The 20,677-nt window shown below is 72.9% G+C and carries 19 protein-coding genes and 1 tRNA gene; 17 read left to right on the top strand and 3 right to left on the bottom strand.

The window, feature by feature from the left end; all coding sequences use genetic code 11:
* The first annotated feature begins 1 nt into the window (after nucleotide 1).
* Nucleotides 2–919, top strand: a complete 918-nt coding sequence (locus H7A73_RS04260; protein WP_182064820.1) for a hypothetical protein — start codon at nucleotides 2–4, stop codon at nucleotides 917–919.
* 216 nt (nucleotides 920–1,135) lie between these two features.
* Here H7A73_RS04260 and H7A73_RS04255 read toward each other — a convergent pair whose 3' ends face one another.
* Entirely contained in the window at nucleotides 1,136–1,408 is a 273-nt protein-coding gene (locus tag H7A73_RS04255; RefSeq protein WP_110859229.1) for a DUF4031 domain-containing protein, read from the bottom strand.
* A 179-nt stretch (nucleotides 1,409–1,587) separates the two neighbouring features.
* Between H7A73_RS04255 and rplU the strand changes: the two genes are divergently transcribed.
* The 15 genes from rplU (at nucleotide 1,588) to H7A73_RS04180 (ending at nucleotide 17,837) form a co-directional block, all read left to right on the top strand.
* Nucleotides 1,588–1,896, top strand: a complete 309-nt coding sequence (gene rplU / locus H7A73_RS04250) for a 50S ribosomal protein L21 (protein WP_027464715.1) — start codon at nucleotides 1,588–1,590, stop codon at nucleotides 1,894–1,896.
* 12 nt (nucleotides 1,897–1,908) lie between these two features.
* Entirely contained in the window at nucleotides 1,909–2,160 is a 252-nt protein-coding gene (gene rpmA / locus H7A73_RS04245; protein WP_017885976.1) for a 50S ribosomal protein L27, read from the top strand.
* Between the two features lie 104 nt (nucleotides 2,161–2,264).
* Nucleotides 2,265–3,827: a GTPase ObgE gene (gene obgE / locus H7A73_RS04240; protein ID WP_182064819.1), complete on the top strand. Its 1,563-nt coding sequence runs from the start codon at nucleotides 2,265–2,267 to the stop codon at nucleotides 3,825–3,827.
* A 7-nt stretch (nucleotides 3,828–3,834) separates the two neighbouring features.
* Nucleotides 3,835–4,653, top strand: coding sequence for a glutamate 5-kinase (gene proB / locus H7A73_RS04235; RefSeq protein WP_259362697.1), 819 nt, complete (start codon nucleotides 3,835–3,837; stop codon nucleotides 4,651–4,653).
* A 401-nt stretch (nucleotides 4,654–5,054) separates the two neighbouring features.
* Complete coding sequence (locus H7A73_RS04230; protein WP_182064818.1) at nucleotides 5,055–6,320, top strand: glutamate-5-semialdehyde dehydrogenase; 1,266 nt, start codon at nucleotides 5,055–5,057, stop codon at nucleotides 6,318–6,320.
* 40 nt (nucleotides 6,321–6,360) lie between these two features.
* The gene (locus tag H7A73_RS04225) at nucleotides 6,361–6,561 is read left to right on the top strand and encodes a hypothetical protein (RefSeq protein ID WP_035807661.1); all 201 of its coding nucleotides are present in this window, start codon (nucleotides 6,361–6,363) and stop codon (nucleotides 6,559–6,561) included.
* 11 nt (nucleotides 6,562–6,572) lie between these two features.
* Nucleotides 6,573–7,172 (top strand): nicotinate-nucleotide adenylyltransferase, encoded by a 600-nt coding sequence (gene nadD / locus H7A73_RS04220; RefSeq protein WP_182064817.1) that lies wholly within the window; start codon nucleotides 6,573–6,575, stop codon nucleotides 7,170–7,172.
* Nucleotides 7,169–8,647, top strand: a complete 1,479-nt coding sequence (locus tag H7A73_RS04215; protein WP_182064816.1) for a hypothetical protein — start codon at nucleotides 7,169–7,171, stop codon at nucleotides 8,645–8,647. Before nadD ends, H7A73_RS04215 begins: the two co-directional genes overlap by 4 nt.
* 132 nt (nucleotides 8,648–8,779) lie before the next feature.
* Nucleotides 8,780–9,154: a ribosome silencing factor gene (rsfS, locus tag H7A73_RS04210; RefSeq protein ID WP_027464721.1), complete on the top strand. Its 375-nt coding sequence runs from the start codon at nucleotides 8,780–8,782 to the stop codon at nucleotides 9,152–9,154.
* 108 nt (nucleotides 9,155–9,262) lie between these two features.
* A tRNA-Ala gene (locus H7A73_RS04205) sits at nucleotides 9,263–9,335 on the top strand.
* A 103-nt stretch (nucleotides 9,336–9,438) separates the two neighbouring features.
* On the top strand, nucleotides 9,439–10,362 hold the full coding sequence (locus H7A73_RS04200) for an aldose 1-epimerase family protein (protein WP_182064815.1): 924 nt from the start codon (nucleotides 9,439–9,441) through the stop codon (nucleotides 10,360–10,362).
* Nucleotides 10,341–11,858, top strand: a complete 1,518-nt coding sequence (locus H7A73_RS04195; protein ID WP_182064814.1) for an anthranilate synthase component I family protein — start codon at nucleotides 10,341–10,343, stop codon at nucleotides 11,856–11,858. Before H7A73_RS04200 ends, H7A73_RS04195 begins: the two co-directional genes overlap by 22 nt.
* Before the next feature lie 45 nt (nucleotides 11,859–11,903).
* The gene (locus tag H7A73_RS04190; RefSeq protein WP_182064813.1) at nucleotides 11,904–12,773 is read left to right on the top strand and encodes a hypothetical protein; all 870 of its coding nucleotides are present in this window, start codon (nucleotides 11,904–11,906) and stop codon (nucleotides 12,771–12,773) included.
* A complete protein-coding gene (locus H7A73_RS04185) occupies nucleotides 12,770–14,398 on the top strand; it encodes a DNA polymerase Y family protein (protein WP_182064812.1) in 1,629 nt (542 codons plus the stop codon). The genes H7A73_RS04190 and H7A73_RS04185 overlap by 4 nt, the downstream gene beginning before the upstream one ends.
* Nucleotides 14,399–14,426: 28 nt before the next feature.
* Nucleotides 14,427–17,837, top strand: coding sequence for an error-prone DNA polymerase (locus H7A73_RS04180; protein WP_182064811.1), 3,411 nt, complete (start codon nucleotides 14,427–14,429; stop codon nucleotides 17,835–17,837).
* A gap of 44 nt (nucleotides 17,838–17,881) precedes the next feature.
* Here H7A73_RS04180 and H7A73_RS04175 read toward each other — a convergent pair whose 3' ends face one another.
* Both H7A73_RS04175 and H7A73_RS04170 read right to left on the bottom strand, forming a co-directional pair.
* Nucleotides 17,882–19,390, bottom strand: a complete 1,509-nt coding sequence (locus H7A73_RS04175) for a sensor histidine kinase (protein WP_182064810.1) — start codon at nucleotides 19,388–19,390, stop codon at nucleotides 17,882–17,884.
* Entirely contained in the window at nucleotides 19,387–20,064 is a 678-nt protein-coding gene (locus tag H7A73_RS04170; protein WP_017885962.1) for a response regulator transcription factor, read from the bottom strand. Before H7A73_RS04170 ends, H7A73_RS04175 begins: the two co-directional genes overlap by 4 nt.
* 123 nt (nucleotides 20,065–20,187) lie before the next feature.
* Here H7A73_RS04170 and H7A73_RS04165 point away from each other — a divergent pair, with 123 nt between their 5' ends.
* Nucleotides 20,188–20,574 carry a hypothetical protein gene (locus tag H7A73_RS04165; RefSeq protein WP_146250021.1) on the top strand — a complete coding sequence of 129 codons (387 nt, stop codon included), beginning with the start codon at nucleotides 20,188–20,190 and terminating at the stop codon, nucleotides 20,572–20,574.
* The last annotated feature ends 103 nt before the right edge of the window (nucleotides 20,575–20,677 follow it).

Raw genomic sequence — 20,677 nt, 5'->3', positions numbered from 1 at the left:
CGTGACGAACCCGGGCGACCCGCAGCAGCAGCGTGGGTACTACGGTGCGGGCTGGTCCCAGCCCGCACCGCCCGGCCCGGGTGCCCAGCAGCCCGGCGGGCCGGTGCCGCCGCAGGAGGGCGGTGTGCCGCAGTACGGGCGTCAGCCCGGTGCCGGCGCGCCGTACGCCCCGCCGCGGCCGCCCCGCGCTCCCGCCGACCCGCGTGGGGCCTTTGCGCCCGGCGCCTCGGTGACGAACACGGCCGGTGCGCTCATCGCCGTGGTGGCCCTGGTGCTCGTCGAGTTCGTGTCCGGGCTCTTCGGCTTGCTCGGCACCTCGCTCGTGGTCAGTCCGTTCCGGCACTACGGCGCCGGCACGAGCCTGCTCGGTGGCTTCACGACCGGGGTCTTCGTGGCGCCGTTCCCGTACTACGTGGGCGCGTTCCTGGCCCTGGCGTTCCTGACGCCGATCGACCGCCGCAGCCCGCTGCCGAGGCTCCTGCTCCGGGTCGTCCTCGCGGGCGCCGCGGGCACGGTCGCCCTGATGCTCGTCGGGGTCTTCACCGGCTCGTTCGGAGCGGCCACCGCCGGCGGTTCCCAGCTCGTCATCGACGTGCTCACGCGACCGCTGCAGAACGGCCTGCCGTTCACCGTGATGCTCCTGGCGACGGCCACGGCCGCATGGCTCTGGCTCGGTCGACCGCGCCGCGGACGAGGCACGTCGACGACTCCGGGGATGCCGGGTACCGTCCGACCCGCCGACGCGGTCCCGCCGTCGACGATCCAGCCGCAGGCACCGCAGCAGCCGCCGGCACCGTACGGGCAGGGGCGTGTGCAGCCCGACCCCCACGGCCAGTACGGCGGGCAGTACGGCGCCGGGCCGCGCCCAGACCAGCAGCAGCCTCCGGCGAACCCCTGGGGCGGTCCAGCGCCCCGCTGAGCCCGTTCGCGGCCCCTCGCACGGTGCGACGCCCCGCCGCGTCACCGCCGCCCCCTTCGAGCCGTGCGGGGTTCCGTACTCGGTGCGCCGGTCTCCGCGTCGCACCGAACCCGGAACCTCGCACCGTTCGCGCGGCCCTGCGAGCCGGCGGTGCACCGTGCGAGGCGCCGGGCGGGGCGGACCCGCACCGGGCCTCCCGGCCGTGCGGACGCGCGCTCAGAGGCCGCGCTTGTCGCGCTGCGCCACGCGCAGCCCACTGCGGATCAACCGCAGCACGAGCTCGCGACCGGTCACGGCCGAGGCACCGGCTGCCACGAGTTCGTCGTACCGCGCGAGCGGGACGTCGTAGTGGTCGTGGTCGAACGCACGCCGCGGCACACCGGCCCGCGCGGCGAACGCGTGGAGTTCCGCGTAGGATTCATCACTGACGAGGTGCGACCACAGTGTGTCGTGGGCGGGCCACGTCGGTGGGTCGATCAACACGGTCACCGTGCAATGGTACGGGTGTCGCCGTTTGACCGGACCCAGGGTGATCGAGTATTCTCGGTCCCTGGTGTCAGCGGGCCGTTCTGCCTGCGTCGCCGATCGGGCCCGGCCTTCCGGGAGCCGCTCGTGCAGAAGTGGGCACCCGAGACTTCCCTCAAGCAGAGTTACGTAAGGATTTCCACGTGGTTTACGCAGTAGTGCGCGCCGGCGGCCGTCAGGAGAAGGTCGAGGTCGGCACCATCCTGACCATCGACCGTGCCAAGGCGGACGACAAGGGCAACATCGACCTCGCCCCCGTGCTCCTCGTGGACGGTGACAAGATCACGTCGGCGGCTTCCGAGCTCGCGAACGTGACCGTCACCGCCGAGGTGCTCGACGACCTCCGTGGTCCCAAGGTCATCATCCAGAAGTTCAAGAACAAGACCGGGTACAAGAAGCGCCAGGGTTTCCGCGCTGAGCTGACCCGCGTCAAGATCACCAAGATCGCGTAAGGGAGTCAACTCATGGCACACAAGAAGGGTGCGAGTTCCACTCGCAACGGTCGTGACTCGAACGCACAGCGCCTCGGCGTGAAGCGCTTCGGTGGCGAGGTCGTCAACGCCGGCGAGATCATCGTCCGCCAGCGCGGCACGCACTTCCACCCGGGCGCCAACGTCGGCCGCGGTGGCGACGACACGCTGTTCGCCCTCTCGTCCGGTTCGGTCGAGTTCGGCACCAAGGGTGGCCGCAAGGTCATCAACATCGTCAACGCGTAGTCGTTCGAACGACTGCAGCTGGAGGGGCGGGCCGAGTGCCCGCCCCTCCTTCGCTTTTCCCGCCGACGATCCCGTCGGCACAACGAAACACCTGGAGTGGACCCATGGCGACCTTCGTCGACCGCGTGACCCTGCACCTCAGCGCGGGGCACGGCGGCAACGGCTGCGTGTCGGTCCGCCGTGAGAAGTTCAAGCCCCTCGCCGGGCCCGACGGCGGCAACGGCGGTGACGGCGGCGACATCGTGCTCGTGGCCGACCCGCAGGTGACGACGCTCCTCGGCTACCACCGTTCCCCGCACCGCTCGTCGAAGAACGGGCAGCCCGGCATGGGTGACCACCGCAGCGGTGTCAGCGGCGAGGTCCTCGAGCTCCCGATGCCCGTCGGCACCGTGGTGTACGACGAGTCCGGCGAGGTCATCGCCGACCTCACCGAGCCCGGCATGCGCGTCGTCGTGGCCCCCGGTGGACAGGGCGGCCTCGGCAACGCGGCGCTCTCCACCACGAAGCGCAAGGCCCCCGGCTTCGCGCTGCTCGGCACCGAGGGCTGGGCGGGGGACATCAGCCTCGAGCTGAAGACCATCGCCGACGTGGCGCTCGTCGGGTTCCCGAGCGCCGGCAAGTCCTCGCTGATCGCGGCCGTCTCCGCCGCCAAGCCGAAGATCGCGGACTACCCGTTCACGACCCTCACCCCGAATCTCGGCGTCGTCGAGTCCGGTGACACCCGGTTCACCGTCGCCGACGTCCCCGGTCTGATCGAGGGTGCGTCCGAGGGCAAGGGCCTGGGCCTCGAGTTCCTGCGCCACGTCGAGCGGTGCGAAGCGCTGCTGCACGTCATCGACTGCGCCACGCTCGATCCGGGCCGCGACCCGATCAGCGACCTCGACGTGATCCTCGGCGAACTCGAGCGCTACCCGGTCCCCGAGGGCCAGGTGCCGCTGCTCGAGCGCCCGCAGCTCATCGCCCTGAACAAGATCGACGTGCCCGAGGCGCAGGAGCTCGCCGAGTTCGTTACCGCGGAGCTCGAGGGCCGCGGCTACCGCGTCTTCCCGATCTCCACGGCGTCCCGCAAGGGGCTCCGTGAGCTGACGTTCGCCCTGGCCGACATCGTCGAGCAGGCCCGCGCCGCCCGTGCGGCCGAGCCCGTGCCGGAGCGCATCGTGCTCCGGCCCCGATCGGTCAACGAGAAGCCGTTCACCGTGCGCGCCGAGGGCGGCGAGGAGCACCGCTTCTACCGCGTCCGCGGCGCCAAGCCGGAGCGCTGGGTCCAGCAGACCGACTTCACCAACGAAGAGGCGATCGGCTACCTGGCCGACCGGCTCGCGAAGCTCGGCGTCGAGGACGGCCTGTTCAAGGCCGGAGCCGTCGCCGGCTCGACCGTCGTCATCGGTGGCGACGGCGGCATGGTGTTCGACTGGGAGCCCACGCTCACGTCGACCGCGGAGCTCATCACGAGCGCCCGTGGGACCGACGCCCGTATCGGTGCGACCTCGCGCCCGACCCGCAACGAGCGGCGCGAGGAGTACTTCGAGCGGATGGACGCCAAGGCGGCCGCCCGTGCCGAGCTCGAGCAGGAGCGCGTCTCCGGGCTCTGGGTGGACGACGACGTGGTGACCAGCGACCAGCTCGGAACGAGCGACCAGGTCGAGACCAGCGACCAGAAGGACTGACCGCGGCATGACCGACACGACCGCCCGCACCGACCTCGGACCCGTCACCCGGCGCGAGGACATCCCGCGTGCGCGGCGGATCGTGGTCAAGGTCGGCTCGTCCTCGGTCAGCGGTGATGCCGCCGGCCAGATCGGCCCCCTGGTGGACGCCCTGGCCGCCGCCTACGGCCGCGGGACCGAGGTCGTGCTCGTGTCGTCTGGTGCGATCGCGACCGGGTTCCCGTTCCTCGGGCTCGAGGGCCGGCCGGACGACCTCGCCACGCAGCAGGCCGCGGCTGCCACCGGGCAGAACGTCCTGATGTTCCGCTACCAGAAGGAACTCGACCGGCACGGTGTCGTCGCGGCGCAGATCCTGCTCACCGCCGGCGACCTGCAGAACCCCACGCACCGGGTGAACGCCCAGCGCGCCATCGACCGGTTGCTCGCCCTGCGCGTGCTCCCGATCGTGAACGAGAACGACACGGTCGCCACGCACGAGATCCGTTTCGGCGACAACGACCGGCTCGCGGCCCTGGTGGCCCGGTTGCTCGAGGCCGATGCCCTGGTGCTGCTCTCCGACGTCGAGGCGCTCTACACGGCACCCCCGGAGCAGCCCGGCGCGACCCGCATCGACGTGGTGCCGTTCGGCGACGAGCTGGCCGGGGTCACGTTCGGCTCGATCGGTACCGCCGGCGTCGGCACCGGGGGAGCGGGGACCAAGGTCGCCGCCGCGCGGCTCGCGGCCGAGGCGGGCACCGCGGTGCTCGTGACCGACACGGCGCTGGTCGACCGCGCGCTGGCGGGCGAACACCTCGGCACCTGGTTCCACGCCGCACCGCGTCGCTGACGCAGCCCGGACCACGCCCGGAGCGGTCAGGACTCCCCGTCGGGACGGCGCCGAGTGGTCGGCGACCGTCGGCGCGGGCGTCGCGGAGCGACGGTCTGCGACCGCTCGCGTGGCGCGGGACGACGTGTCCTGACCGGCCGGCGGTGTGGACGCGACCGCCTGGAGGCCCGGCGCGGGTCCCGGGGACCGGTGCCGGGCCTCCAGGCGGTCACGACTCCCCGTCGGGACGCGGTCGTGTGGTCGGGAACCGTCGGTGCGGTCGGCGCGGAGCGACGGTCTGTGACCGCTCGGCGGAGGGGCACGACGTGTCGTGACCGGTCGGTGGGGCGGACCGGGCCCGGAGGCACGGTGCGTGTCCGGAACGCCCGTCACGAACCGATGGGCGGACCTACAATCGGTCCATGTCGTCGATCGCGCCCGCCCCGACCCTGACCGACAAGCTCGTGGCGGCACGGGCCGCCTCGTCTGCGCTCGCCACGGCGACGACCGCCGTCAAGGACGCGGCCCTCGGGGCGATCGCCTCGGCGGTGCGTGCCGCGACCGACGAGATCGTCGCCGCGAACCACGACGACCTCGTCGCCGGCGAGGACGGCGGGCTCTCCTCCGGGCTGCTCGACCGGTTGCGACTCGACCCCGTCCGGATCGAGGCCCTCGCCGCCGCGGTCGAGCACGTCGTCGGGCTCACCGACCCCGTGGGCGAGCACGTGCGCGGGTCGCAGCTGCCGAACGGACTCCAGCTCACCCAGGTGCGCGTACCGTTCGGTGTCGTCGGGGCCATCTACGAGGCACGCCCGAACGTCACCGTCGACATCGCCTCGCTCGCGCTCAAGTCGGGCAATGCCGTCGTGCTCCGCGGCGGGTCGGCGGCCCAGCACACGAACGCCGTGCTCGTCGCCCGGATCCAGGACGCGGTCGAGTCGGTCGGGCTGCCTCGCGACCTGGTGCAGATCATCGACGAGTTCGGCCGCGCCGGTGCCACCGAGCTCATGCGCGCACGCGGCCTGGTCGACGTGCTGATCCCGCGGGGGAGCGCCGCGCTCATCCAGACCGTCGTCACCGAGTCGCAGGTGCCCGTCATCGAGACCGGTGCGGGCGTCGTGCACGTGTTCCTCGACGCGTCCGCGCCCGAGCAGCGTGCGGTCGACATCGTCCTGAACAGCAAGGTGCAGCGGCCGAGCGTGTGCAACGCCCTCGAGACCCTCCTGGTGCACGAGGCCGCGGCCGAACGGCTCCTGCCGCTGCTGGCCGACCGGCTGCGGGCGTCCGGCGTCACGCTGCGCGGCGACGACGCCACGCGGGCGATCGTGCCCGGGGTGCTCCGCGCCACCGATGACGACTGGGCCACCGAGTCGATGGACCTCGACCTGTCGATCCGCGTCGTGCCCGACGTCGACGCGGCCATGGCGCACATCGCCCGGTGGTCGACGCACCACACGGAGTCGATCGTCACGAACGACGTCGACACCGCCGAGCGGTTCCTGGCGACCGTCGACTCGGCGGTCGTGATGGTGAACGCCTCGACCCGGTTCACGGACGGCGGCGAGTTCGGGTTCGGGGCCGAGGTCGGCATCTCCACGCAGAAGCTGCACGCGCGCGGTCCGATGGGCCTGCCGGAGCTCACGAGCACGAAGTGGATCGTGCGCGGGTCCGGGCAGATCCGCGGCTAGACTGAACGGCGTCTTTCCCCGACCGAACGGAGCACGAACGATGACCCTCCTCGCAGAAGCTGCTGAGCACGCCTCCGGGGCGCCCGCGTTCGTGTTCCCGATGGTCGGTGCCCTCTTCTTCATCTTCCTCGGCTTCGTGACCTGGAGCTTCCGCGACGTGGCCTACCGCCACTCCCAGAAGTTCGAGGCCACCCGCCACCACGAGACGGGTGTCGACGAGTTCGGTCACACCAAGATCTGACCGACCACTCGATGCTCGAGACCACCGGACGGCCACGCATCGGCGTGATGGGTGGCACGTTCGACCCCATCCACCACGGGCACCTGGTCGCGGCGTCCGAAGTGGCGCGGGCGTTCGACCTCGACGAGGTCGTCTTCGTCCCCACCGGACAGCCGTACATGAAGTCCGACGTCACCGACGCCGAGCACCGGTACCTGATGACCGTGATCGCCACCGCGTCGAACCCGATGTTCACCGTCAGCCGCGTGGACATCGACCGCCCGGGGCCGACGTACACCGTCGACACCCTGCGCGACCTGCACGACCAGCGACCGGATGCCCAGCTCGTCTTCATCTCGGGCGCAGACGCCGTTCAGCAGATCGTCGACTGGAAAGACCATGATGGTCTCTGGGACCTCGCGCACTTCGTGGCCGTGACGCGTCCGGGACACGCCTTGAGCATCACCGGATTGCCCGAGCGGGACGTAAGCTTGCTCGAAGTCCCTGCACTGGCCATATCCTCGACGGATTGCCGTGACCGGGTTCGACGGGGGTTCCCCGTCTGGTACTTGGTTCCCGACGGCGTCGTCCAGTACATCTCCAAGCACCATCTGTATCGGAGCGTTGCATGAGTTCGTCCGACGCGCAGCCGCCCCTGTCGCGGCGCCAGGCGCGCGAGCGGGAGCGTGCCGCCGCGGCCGGTTCGCAGCCCGCGACGCCGCCCCCGACCGTCGCCGCACCCGCCGCCGAGACCCCCGAGTCCCGTCGCCGCCCCGGGTCGCACGTCGCCCCGGCCCCCGGTGGCCCCGCCCAGTCGTCCGTGTCGGTATCTGCCAAGGCCGCGCCGGGGGCCGCCCCGGCGTCGGCGCCCGCGGCCGGTGTGTCACCGTTCCCGCCGGCCTCCGCGACCGAGATCGTCCCCGGCAGCGGTGGACTCACCCGTCGACAGATCCGGCAGCTCCGTGCCGCCGAGCGCCAGGCGGTCCTGCCGGTCCCGCTGCAGGACCCCACGCCCCAGTCGTCCGACCGCACCGTCGAGGACGTCCTCGGGTCGGTGGACACGATCGACCCCGCCGCCGCGCCGCAGAGCGCTCCGGACGCCGAGGCCGAGCACGACGAGCAGCCGGCTGCCCCGACGGTCCTCGACCAGGCCGCGGTCGCCCAGGCCACCGAGGCCGACGGGTCCCCTGACGCGCTCGAGCCCCTCGACGAGGCCGCCGCGCACGCCGAGGAGCCCCGCCGCCACCGGTCGACGTGGTCGCCGCCCGCCGACGTCCCCGAGTCCGACGCGTCGGCGACCGACGTCCCCGAGTCCGATGTGCCGGTGACCGAAACGCCTGCGGACGAGACGACCGACGTCGCCACGGCGGACGAGTCGTCCGAGAACGCTCCGGCCCGCTCGGCCGACGACGTCCCCGCTCCCGCTGCCGGGGCACAGCCCCCCGTCACGTCGGTACCGATCCCGACCGACGCCGCCGCAGCGACCCCCGCGGTGTTCCCGCTCTCGCTCGACGCCGAGGACGACGACACCAACGAGGTGCCGCTGCCCGAGCCCGCGACCGAGGCCCCGAAGGTCCCCGCCGCGTTCCAGCGTCCGACCGAGCCGAAGCCGGTGACCACGGCCTTCGCGCCGCCCGCCGGCCACTGGTCGCAGCAGGCGCACGACTCGAACGACTCCGAGGTGCACGACGCCGAGACCGGCACCCGCCGCGTCGCGGTGACGAACACGAACGCGATCATCCTGCCGAACTCGGCCCTGGCCGACCCCACCGGCGCCCTCAACGCGACGGGCGAGGTGATCCTGACCGGGTCGATCGACCTGCCGGCATCGCTGTCGTCGACGGGGTCGCACCGGCCGATCGACGGCGCCGAGGTCGACCGCCTGCTCGAGCAGCAGGACGAGCAACCCGAGACGGATGCCAGCCCGGTCCGGGCCAGCCGTGCGGTGTCCAGTCACACCTCGACCCGTCAGGTCGTGCTCGCGGCGGCCAAGCCGAAGGAGTCGCGCACGCCGCTGATCCTCGGTGTGACGGTCGGCGCGGTCGGGCTGGCTGCGGCCGGTGTCATCATCACCGCACTGCTCACCACCCACGCGTTCGGCGGCTGACCGCTGCCGTCCTCGACGTCCGTTCTCCACCACCCCGCCGACCCTGGCCTGGCCGCTGTCGGCGGGGTGGCTTATGATCGTGACCCATCAAGCGAACCGGCTGTCCGTCGGTTCGACGACCGGAAGGAATCCGTGACCGCCTCCACTCGCGCACTGGAACTCGTGCAGGCCGCAGCACTCGCGGCCGACGCCAAGCAGGCCGAGGACCTCGTCGCTCTCGACGTGACCGGGCCGTTGCAGCTCACGGACGTGTTCCTGCTCGCAACCGGTCGGAACGAGCGCAACGTGCAGTCCATCGCCGATGCCGTCGAGGAACGCCTCCTCGAGCTCGGTGCCAAGACGCTCCGTCGCGAAGGCCGTACCGAGGGCCGCTGGGTCCTCATCGACTTCGGCGAGATCATCGTGCACGTCTTCCACGACGAAGACCGCCAGTACTACTCGCTCGAGCGTCTCTGGGCCGACTGCCCGACGATCCCACTCGAGCTCCCGGTGGACCACACCGCCTGATCAGCGACGCGCCCGGGTGACGGCTTCGATTTCGTTGCCCGGCGTTCGCATGGTGTACGCTTCTATGGTGCCTCCGGGGAACCGGTTGGTGCGAGAGCAACACGATCTGGGTCTGTGGCGCAGCTGGTAGCGCACCTGCATGGCATGCAGGGGGTCAGGGGTTCGAGTCCCCTCAGATCCACCCTCAACCCCCGTCGTTCTTCGGAACGGCGGGGGTCTTCTCGTGTGTCCGACGGTGCCTCTCGTGCGTCCGACAGCGCTCGGTGGCCCGATACGCTGAGCGCATGAGCAACGACGCGCCGCTGTCCGGGTCCCCGCTGACGATCGCCTCCGCCGGGTACTCGGCCGACATCGCCACCGTCGGAGCGACGCTGCGGACCCTGCGGTACGAGGGCCGAGACCTGGTCGTCCCGTTCGACGCCGACGAGGTCCGCCCGGTCTTCCGCGGTGCCGTCCTGGCCCCGTGGCCGAACCGGATCGTCGACGGCGAGTACTCGTTCGGCGGCGTCGACCACGAGCTTGCGCTCACCGAGCCCGCGCGGCACCACGCCCTGCACGGACTCGTCGCGTGGACGGACTTCCGCGTGCAGGAGCAGGCGGACGACCGCGTCGTGCTCGTCACGACCGTCCAGGCGCAGCAGGGCTACCCGTACCGCGTCGAGGTCTCCGTGGAGTACCGGCTCGACGCCGAGGGGCTGCACACCACGATCACCGGGACGAACACCGGGGCCGAGGACGCACCGTGGGGGACCGGCCCGCACCCGTACCTCGTCGCGGGTGCCGGCACCGTCGACGGCTGGACCCTGACGCTCCCCGCCGCCCAGGTGCTCGAGGTGACGTCGGACCGGCTCGTCCCGACCGACCTGGTCCCCGTCCACGACGAGTTCGACCTGCGCACGCCCACGCTGATCGGCGACCGGTTCATCGACCACGCCTTCACCGGCTTCGAGCGCGACGCCGCCGGCCTCGCCACCATCGCGGTCACGGCGGCGGACGGTCACGGGGTCCGTGCGACCTTCGGGACGGAGTGCGGCTGGGTCCAGGTGCACACCGCCGACCACGTCGTCCCCGAGTACCACCGCGCCGGTCTCGCCGTCGAGCCGATGACGTGCGCCCCGGACGCCTTCAACGACGGCGAGGAGCGCGGCCTCGTGGTGCTCGCGTCCGGTGCCTCGCACGCCGCCGCATGGACGATCGCCGCGATCTGAGCACCCCCGACCCCGGCGTCCGCGTCGAGGTCCGCCGGCTCGACCCGGTCCCCGACCTCGCGGCCCTGGCGGCGCAGGTCGCCGGGGACCTGGTGTGGCTCGACTCCGGCCTGCCGGACGGTGCTCCCGCCACGGCTCGGCCCCGGGCGCGCTGGTCCGTGCTGGCGTGGACGGACGGACCGTTCGCCGCCCGGTTCCGGCACCAGGACCGTCGTGCGCACCTGACGGTCGCCGCGCCCGCCGAGGAGTGGTTCGGGCCTGCCCGATCCGAGGAGCGTCCGGCCTTCACGGTGCTGGCGGACCTGCTCCGACGCACGCCCCGCCTGCCCGAGCCGGTCATCGGGTGCGGGTTCGCGCTGGGCTGGGTCGGTTTCCTCGGCTACGAGCTCGGCCGCGAATCCGGCGGCCCGGACCGCACCGCCGACGGGCACGCCGACGCCGACCTGCGGTTCGTCGACCGAGCCGTCGTCGTCGACCACACCGGTGGCGCCTGGGCGCTCGCGCTCGTCGCCGACGCGGAACCGGCGGCCAGTGCGCACAACCGCGCGTGGCTCGAGGAGGCGACCACCCCCGCGACGTCGGTCGGCGTCGCCGACGCGGCCACGGGCCTCCCGGCCGGGGTGTCCGCGGCGACCGGACGCGTGACGCGCGCCGCCTACGAGCGCGCGGTCGACGTGTGCCGCGCGGAGATCCGCGAGGGGAACGCGTTCCAGGTCTGCCTCACCACCGCCTTCGCGGTCGGCCTGGAGGCCCGTGGCGGCCCCGGTACGGACCCGCACCTGGGCGAGTACCTGCGGATGCGGGCGTCCGACCCGGTGCCGTTCGGCGCGTTCCTGCGGCTCGGCCCGCTGCGCGTGGCGAGCCGGTCACCGGAGCGGTTCCTGCGGATCGACGCGGCCGGAGCGGTGCTCGCGGAGCCGATCAAGGGCACGCGGCGGCGGCTCGCCGACGCTTCGGCGGACGCGGCCGCGCGGGACGACCTGGCGGCGAGTCCGAAGGACCGTGCCGAGAACGTGATGATCGTCGACCTGCTGCGGAACGACCTGCTGCGGACCGCGGTGCCCGGGTCGGTGCACGTCGAGCGGCTGTGCGCCGTCGAGACGTACGCCAGCGTGCACCAGCTGGTCTCGACGATCGGGGCGGTGCTGCCGCCGGGGACGTCGCGGGCCGACGTGGTGCACGCGGCGTTCCCGCCGGGGTCGATGACCGGGGCGCCGAAGAGCAGTGCCACGGCGATCGCGGACCGGCTCGAGGGGGCGCCGCGCGGGGTGTACTCGGGGGCGATCGGGTACTTCTCGGCGAGCGGGGCGGTCGACCTGTCGGTGGCGATCCGTAGCCTCGTGACCGTGCTCGACGAATCGGGGACGGTGCGCTCCCGGACCCTCGGAGCCGGGGGAGCGGTGACCTGGTCGTCGGTGCCCGCGGACGAGGCGGACGAGGTCGAGACCAAGACGCGGTCGGTGCTCGACGGGGTCGGGGCGGTCGCCAGCTGGTGAACTGAAGCCCGATCCGAACACGTGTTCGATCGTGACTGTCCACAGATGTCGGACGCGATTGACATCATCGAACACATGTTCGAATATGAGGGCATGCAGACGGCGGCGGCACTCCGGTCGCCCACCCCGGACCGGGGCGGGCGGAGCGGTGCCGCACGCGGCGGCAGCGGTGCGGGCAGTGGTGGTGTGCGCCGGGGGACGGACCACCTGAACGATGCCCGGGCCGCGCTCGACCGCATCACGTCCCTGCGGTCCCGGGTGGCCGACATGGAGTCCACCCGGGTCGACACCGCCGGGCTCCCCACGGCCCCGGCGCTCGAACCCCTGCTGCCCGGCGGCGCGATCCGGGTCGGTGGCACGTACGCGGTCCCCGAGTCGGTGCTGCTCGCGATCACGATGCTGCAGGCGGCCTCGGCGGCCGGAGCGTGGTGTGCGGTCGTCGGGGTGCCGTCCTTCGGGATCGAAGCCGCCGCCGCCGCCGGGATCGACCTCGAACGGCTCGTGCTCGTCCCCGATCCCGGTGACCAGTGGCTCGCCGTGACGGCGGCGATGGCCGACGTCGCCCAGATCGTCCTCACCCGACCGCTCGGCCGGGTCGTGCCGGGCGACGTGGCACGGCTGTCGGCCCGGCTGCGACAGCGCGGTGGCGCACTCGTCGCGCTCGGCTCCTGGCCCGGGGCGGACGTCACGCTGCGGGTCACGTCCTCGACGTGGAGCGGCATCGGTCAGGGCCACGGCCACCTGACGGAGCGCCGGGCCACCGTGACCGCGACCGGGCGTGCCGGCGCGGTGCGTCCGGCGACCGCCGAGCTGCTCCTGCCCGCGGCCGACGGTGCGGTCCGGGCCGCCACACCGGTGCCGACGGTGGGCTCCGGGGACACCCGCGTGCTGCGGCCCGTGGCGGTGGCGTCGTGATCGCCTCCGGGCGCGTCCGGACCGACGCGATCACGCGGGGAGCGGCGCTGCCCGAACCACCCCCGACCCGGACGATCGTGCTCTGGTGCCCGGACTGGCCGGTCATCGCGGCGGCTCGGGCCGGTGGCACCCCGCCGGAGCAGCCCCTCGCCCTGACCGCCAAGGGACTCGTGTTCGCGAGCTCCGCGTCCGCGCGTGAGCAGGGTGTCGTGCGGGGGCTCCGCGTGCGTGAGGCGCAGGCGCGGTGCCCCGACCTCCTCGTGCAGCCCTACGACGACGCCCTCGACCACCGCGCGTTCGAGCCCGTCATCCGTGCGGTCGAGGCGGCGGTCCCCGGGGTCGAGGTCCTGCGGCCGGGCACCCTCGCGCTCCGCGCCCGCGGGCCGGCCCGGTACTACGGCGGGGAGCGCGCGGCGGCGGCGACCCTTGCCGGCATCGCGGCCGACCACGGCGCCCCCGCGGTGCGGGCCGGGGTGGCCGACACCCCGTTCGCGGCGGACCAGGCCGCCCGGGCCCGTCCGGTGCGTCCCGGCGAGCGGGTGCGGCTCGTGCCCGTCGGGGGATCGGCGGACTTCCTCGCACACCTGCCGCTCGGCGTGCTCGGCGACCCCGACCTCACGACGGTGCTCGACCGGCTCGGCATCACCACGCTCGGCGACTTCGCGGCACTCGGCGACGAACAGGTGCGAGACCGCTTCGGCGTGGCCGGGGCGTTCCTGCACCGGTTGGCCGGGGGCCGTGACCCCCGCGAGATCGCGGCGCGGGAGATCCCGCCGGAACTCCGGGTCGAGGCGTCGTTCGAACCCCCGCTGGACCGTGCCGACCAGATCGCGTTCGCGTTCCGGCGATCCGCCGACGACTTCGCCGAGCGACTCCGGGCCGCGGGGCTCGTGGCGACGACCATCCGAGTGGGGATCGTCGACGAGCGCGACATCCTGCTCGAACGGACCTGGGCGCACCCGCGCTGGTTCGACGCCGCCGACGTGGTCGACCGGGTGCGGTGGCAGCTCGCCGGTGGGGTGGACCCCAGCGGGCTCGAGGCGCCGGTCACCTCGGTCGTGCTCGAGCCGGTCGCCGTCGACGACATGGCGAACCACGAACGCGGGCTGTGGGGCTCCGGCCCGGACGAGCGCGTGCACCACGGCCTCGCGCGGATCCAGGGCATGGTCGGCCACGACGGTGTGGTGAGTCCGCGCATCGGTGGGGGCCGCACCCTGTCCGAGCGCGTGGTGCTCGTGCCGTGGGGCGACGCACCCGCCGGTGGTGAGCGAGCCCTGGCGACCGTCCGCGACCGCCCGTGGCCCGGCAAGCTGCCCGGCCCGCCCCCCGCCACCGTGCTCGAGCGCCCCCGACCGGTCGACGTCGTCGCCGTCGGTGGTGCGAGCGTCGACGTCGACGAGCGTGGCGTGCTGTCCGGAGCACCCGAACGGTTCCGTGCCGAGGGCGACCGGGGCGGCGGCTTCTCGGCCGTGACGGCCTGGGCGGGTCCGTGGCCGCTCGTCGTCCGGTGGTGGGAGTCCGGCGGCCGACGCCTGCACCGGCTGCAGCTCGTCGACGCCGAGGGGCGTGCCTGGTACCTGGTGCTGGCGGACCACCGCTGGTGGGCCGAGGCAATCGCGACGTGACCCCGACCACCGACAGGAGCGTGACCTGATGGGCTACAGCAACCCACCCATCCCGTGGTCGCAGTTCGAGCGCGCGCTGTCCGACAAGCGGAGCCCGGGCACGGCGCACGACGGCGACGGCGGCGACAGCCCGGCGTGGTCGCGGAAGCGCGAGCCGTACGTCCCGTCACCGCTCGACACCGACGGCGGGCCCGTGGTGGCGTACGCCGAACTGCACGCGCACTCGGCCTTCAGCTTCCTCGACGGCGCCAGTCAGCCCGAGCACCTGTTCGAAGAAGCTGCTCGGCTCCGACTGCACGCCCTCGCGCTCACCGACCACGACGGCTTCTACGGGGCCGCCCGGATGGCCGAGGTCGCCGAGTCGTACCCGCAGGTCGGCACCGTCTTCGGCACCGAACTGTCCCTGGGGCTGACCGAACCGCAGAACGGTGTGCCCGACCCCGAGGGTTCGCACCTGCTCCTGCTCGCCGACGGCCAGGACGGCTACCACCGGCTCGCCGGCGCGGTGACGAGCGCACACCTGGCCGCCGGGTCCGAGAAGGGCAGCCCGCAGTACGACCTCGACGACCTCGCCGCGCGGGCGGACGGGCACTGGCGGGTCCTGACCGGGTGCCGGAAGGGCTCCGTACGGCAAGCCCTCGAGCAGGGTGGCGAGTCCGCCGCCGAGACCGCGCTCCGGGTGCTGCTCGACCGGTTCGGCAGCCGCAACGTCGTCGTGGAGCTGCTCGACCACGGCGACCCGCTCGACAGCGCCCGCAACGACGCCCTGGCCGCCCTCGCCGCGAAGCACGCGCTGCCCCTGGTCGCCACCGGCAACGTGCACTACGCCACCCCCGACCGGTTCCCGGTGGCGACCGCGCTGGCGGCGGTGCGCGCCCGCCGCAGCCTCGACGAGATCGACGGCTGGCTGCCGGCCGCGGACACCGCCCACCTGCGCTCCGGTGCCGAGATGGCCAGACGGTTCGGGCGCTACCCCGGCGCGATCGAGCGGACCGTGGAGCTCGCCGACGAGCTCGGGTTCCGGCTGAAGACCGTGCAGCCCGGGCTGCCCGACCTCGACGTCCCGGACGGACACACCGCGATGTCGTGGCTCCGCGAGCTGACGTGGACGGGTGCCCGGCGGTTCTACCCCGGCAGTGCCGACGGCGTCGACCCCCGCAAGCGGGAGCGCATCGAGCGTGAGCTGTCCGTGATCGAGGAGAAGAACTTCCCGGGGTACTTCCTGATCGTGCGCGACATGGTGCAGTACGCCCGCGGTCGGGGCATCCTCTGCCAGGGGCGGGGCTCGGCGGCGAACTCGGCGGTCTGCTACCTGCTCGAGATCACCGCGGTGGACTCGATCCGGTACGGGCTGCCGTTCGAGCGGTTCCTGTCGGCGATGCGCGACGAGGAACCCGACATCGACGTCGACTTCGACTCGGACCGCCGCGAAGAGGTGATCCAGTACGTGTACGCCAAGTACGGCCGGCACAACGCCGCCCAGGTCGCGAACGTCATCACCTACCGCCCCAAGGGTGCGGTGCGTGACATGGCGAAGGCGCTCGGCCACAGCCCCGGGCAACAGGACGCCTGGTCGAAGCAGGTCGAGCGGTGGGGCTCGGTGACCGAGAGCCAGGACCACGACATCCCACCGGCGGTCGTCGGACTCGCGAGCGACGTCCTCGGGTTCCCGCGGCACCTCGGCATCCACTCCGGCGGCATGGTGCTGACCGACCGCCCGGTGGGCGAGGTCGTGCCGATCGAGCACGCCCGGATGGACGGCCGCACCGTGCTGCAGTGGGACAAGGACGACTGCGCCTACATGGGGCTCGTGAAGTTCGACATGCTCGGCCTCGGCATGCTCGCTGCCCTGCAGTACTCGTTCGACCTGGCGGCAGAGCACTGTGGGGAGCGCTGGGAGATGCACTCCATCCCGAAGGAGGAACAGGGGGTCTACGACCAGCTCTGCCGCGCGGACACGATCGGGGTGTTCCAGGTGGAGTCCCGCGCGCAGATGGGCACCCTGCCCCGACTGCTCCCGCGGCGGTTCTACGACCTGGTGATCGAGGTCGCACTCGTCCGACCCGGGCCCATCCAGGGCGGCGCGGTGCACCCGTACATCCGCCGGCGCACGGGTGAGGAACCGATCACGTACATGCACCCGGCGCTCGAACCCGTGCTCGAACGCACCCTCGGGGTCCCGCTGTTCCAGGAACAGCTCATGCAGATGGCGATCGCGGTCGGCAACTGCTCCGGTGACGACGCCGACCTGCTGCGAAGGGCGATGGGGTCCAAGCGCGGGCACGAGAAGATCGACCGGCTGCGCGACAAGCTCTACACGGGGATGGCGGACAACGGCATCCACGGCGCGGACGCCGACGCGATCTACGCGAAGATCCAGGCCTTCGCGAACTTCGGCTTCGCGGAGAGCCACTCGATCAGCTTCGCCCTCATCGTCTACGCGAGCGCGTGGATGCGGCTGCACTACCCCGGGGCGTTCCTGGCGGCGCTGCTCCGGGCGCAGCCGATGGGGTTCTACTCACCGCAGACCCTGGTCGCCGACGCCCGACGGCACGGCGTCCGCGTGCTGCGACCGGACATCCTGCGGTCCGGTGTCGACGCCACGCTCGAACCGCTGCCGGACGGGGACGCTCCGGCCGGTGACGACGCGTGCCTGGCCACCGAGCAGCCCCCGGTGCTGCCCTTCGACAAGGCGCTCCCCGACGACACCGCGAGCCACCGGCGCGACGGTGCCTTCGCCGTGCGGCTCGGGCTCGCCGAGGTCGCGTCGCTCAGCCGGAAGAGCGCCGAGAAGATCGTCGCGGAGCGGGACGCGAACGGCCCCTTCCGCGACATGTCGGACCTGGCCCGGCGGGTCGGACTCACCACGCCGCAGCTCGAGGCCCTCGCCGCGGCCGACGCCTTCGCCCCCTTCGACATCGACCGCCGCGGTGCGATGTGGTCGGCTGCCCAGGCGGCCGCCGAGCGTCCGGACCAGTTGCCGGACACGCAGGTGTTCGTGCAGCCGCCGCTGTTCGGGCAGATGACGAGCGGGGACGTGCTCATCGCCGACATGTGGTCGACGGGCATGACGACCGACGACCACCCCGTCCGGCACGTGCGCGACCGCCTCGCCGCCCGCCGGGTGCTCAGCGTGCAGGACACCGCGACCGCCGAGACCGGACGACGGGTCGAGGTCGGCGGGATCGTGACGCACCGGCAGCGTCCGGCGACGGCCTCCGGCATCACGTTCCTGAACGTCGAGGACGAGACCGGGCTGGTCAACGTCATCTGCAGCGTCGGGGTCTGGGGACGCTTCCGCCGGGTGGCGCGGGAGTCCCCGGCGGTGATCGTCCGGGGCATCCTCGAGCGCTCGCCCGACGGGGTGGTCAACCTGGTGGCGGACCGCATCGAGCACCTGTCGCTGTCCGTCCGCACCCGCTCGCGGGACTTCCAGTGAGCGGTCGTGCGCGGGCGAGCGGTCGTGCGTGTGGGCGGTCGTGCTCACCGCACCTCGGGCAGGCTGATCGTGACCTCGAGTCCACCGGCGGGCACGTTGCGGAGCGACGCCGTGCCTCCCGCCCGTTCCGCCACCGCACGCACGATCGCGAGTCCCAGCCCCGAGCCGCCGGGCAGGGCGCCGGCACCGGTCGACGGGTCCGGGTTCGGGCGGGACGTCCGGGCCTCGTCCGGACGGGTGAAGCGGTCGAACGCCACCGGGATGAATGACTCGGGCACGCCGGGGCCGTCGTCGGTGATCTGCAGCACGCCCTCGCCGCCGGTGCTCCGCCAGGACACGAAGATGCCGCCGCCGCGGGGGAGCGCGGCCACGGCGTTGCCCGCGATGTTCGTGACGAGCTGGGCCATCCCGCCCGTGTCGATCCGGTACCGCGGTTCGACGGTGCCGCCACCGATGCCCGGGCCGGAACCGCCGACGGCGACGGGCGGCTCGAGGTCGAAGTCGACGGTGACGTCCTTCGCCGACGCGATGAGCCGGACGCGGTCGACCGCGGCCATCACCTCGTCGCCGAGGTCCGACCACGCGGTCTCGGGGCGCCGGTCGCCGTCCTGTTCGCGGCGCTCCGACTCCTCGATCCGTGACAGGGCGAGCAGGTCGTTCGCCAGCCGCGACAACCGCGCGACGCTGTGCTTCGCGCGTTCGATGTGGGCGGCGAGGGCGGCGGCGTCGTTGCCGTCGAGCGAGGCGAGGTCGAGCTGGGTCGTCAGGATCGCCAGGGGCGTCCGGAGCTCGTGGCTGGCGTCCGACACCATCTGGCGTTCACGCTCGGTCGCCTGCCGGGTCCGCGCGAGGAAGGCGTTGAGCGTGGTCGCCAGGGACGCCAGCTCGTCCTGGGCGGGGCCCACCGGCAGTTCGGCACGCTCCGGGGCGACGGAGAGCCGTTCGGCCTCGCGGCGCATCCGGTTCACCGGGCGCAGCGCGGTGGTCGCGAGCACCCAGGACGCGACACCGAAGGCGAGCAGGATGGCCAGGCCGGTCAGCGACAGGGTCGTCGTGAGGTCGTCGACGACGATGGCCTCGGCCTGCGAGTTGCGGGCGGCGACGACGGTCCAGCGGCCGGCCTCGTTGACGGGGTGCTCCACCACGACGCGGTACGCCGAGCCGGATGCCGTGATGATCGAGGTGCCGGCAGGGGTGGACCGCAGACTGCCGAGCGCCTGCTCGACACGATCGGGCATCGTCGACAGCACGATCTCGCCGGACGGGGACACGACGGCGACGAGCTGCGCGTTGCCCGGCGGCGAGAGGTCGGGGTCGCTGTCGACCTCGAGCGTGGCGACGTACGGGTCGGCATCGGCGTCGAGCAGGGTGCGGGTCGCACTCGCGACGACGCTCACCACCTGGAAGCGCATCACCAGGACGAGCAGCAGGATGACGATCGCGGCGATCGCCGTCGAGCCGATCGTGATCCGGGCGCGCAGCGACAGCCGACGCAGCGGCCGGATCGGACCGCCGCGTCGGCGGTCCGATCGTGGGGCATCTGCCCCGTTCACGCCCCGAGCAGATCCAGGCGGTACCCGCGGCCGCGGACCGTGGCGATGGCGACGGTTGCCTCGTGCGCGGTGAGCTTCTTGCGGAGGTACGAGATGTACTGCTCGACCACGTTCGGGTCGACGTGCTGCGAACCGTCCCAGACCTCTTCGAGGATCTTCGGGCGGTCGACGACACTGCCGGCGGAGCGGGCGAGCAGGCGGAGCAGGGCGAACTCGGTGGGGCTCACGGCGACGCGCTGTCCCTTGATCGAGATCCGGCGGGCCTCGGAGTCGATGGAGACGTCCCCGACCTCGATCGTGCGGGGCGCCCCGGCGGACTCGCGACGGCCGAGCGCACGCAGCCGGGCGGTGAGCTCGGCGAAGGCGAAGGGCTTGGTGAGGTAGTCGTCCGCGCCCGCGTCGAGCCCGAACACGCGGTCGTCGACGGCATCACGCGCGGTCACGAGCAGGATCCGCACGGGGTCCTCGCGCTCACGGATCCGCCGGGCGAGCTCGAAGCCGGACATCCCGGGCATCATCACGTCCACGACCGCCAGGTCGAACGCCTGCTCGCCGAGGGCGATGAGCGCCTCGACACCGTTCTCGACCGCCGTGACCCGGTACCCCTCAGCCGCGAGTCCGCGTTCCATCAGGGCACGCATCTCGTCGTCGTCCTCGACCACCAACAGCCGCATAGTGGACCTCCTCGGACCCATCGTGGCATCGAACCGCCGCGGAGGGCCGTTCTCCGGGCCCGACTCGCTGAATCTCGTCACAGGACGAGGCAGAACGGTCTGTCCCACGTTCTAGGGACGTGAGTGCCGCTTGCTTCGTTGCTAGGCTCCGGCAGCGGACAGCGCGACCCGATGCGCCGCCCGCACTGGGGGATCATGAACGACTCGATCGACCACCCGGCCATCGTGCGCCTCCGCGCCGAACTGGACGCCGCGTGGAAGGGCATCGGCGCGCTCGCGCAGCTGGAGGACGCACCGCGCGACCGCGTGGTCGCGGAACTGCGGACGGCCGTGCCGGACGTGGCGAGCCGTGCTGCACGAGAGGTCGGCACCGAGGCCGTCGTCGCCGAGATCAGCCGGTACGCCGACGCCGGCATCCCGGGTGCGACCGCGACCGACGTCGTGCCGACCGCGGTGATCTGGTCGGACGTCGTCCGGACAGCGTCGGAAGCGGCCTGCGCAGCGCGCTGACGCGGACCGAGCGGCCTGCGCAGCGCGCTGACGCGGACCGAGCGGCCTGCGCAGCGCGCTGACGCGGACCGAGCGGCCTGCGCAGCGCGCTGACGCGGACCGA

This window comes from Curtobacterium sp. ME12, assembly GCF_903970855.1.
GTDB lineage: Bacteria > Actinomycetota > Actinomycetes > Actinomycetales > Microbacteriaceae > Curtobacterium > Curtobacterium poinsettiae_A.
Note: the sequence above shows the minus strand (reverse complement) of the source record. Positions and strands in the feature narration are given on the sequence as shown.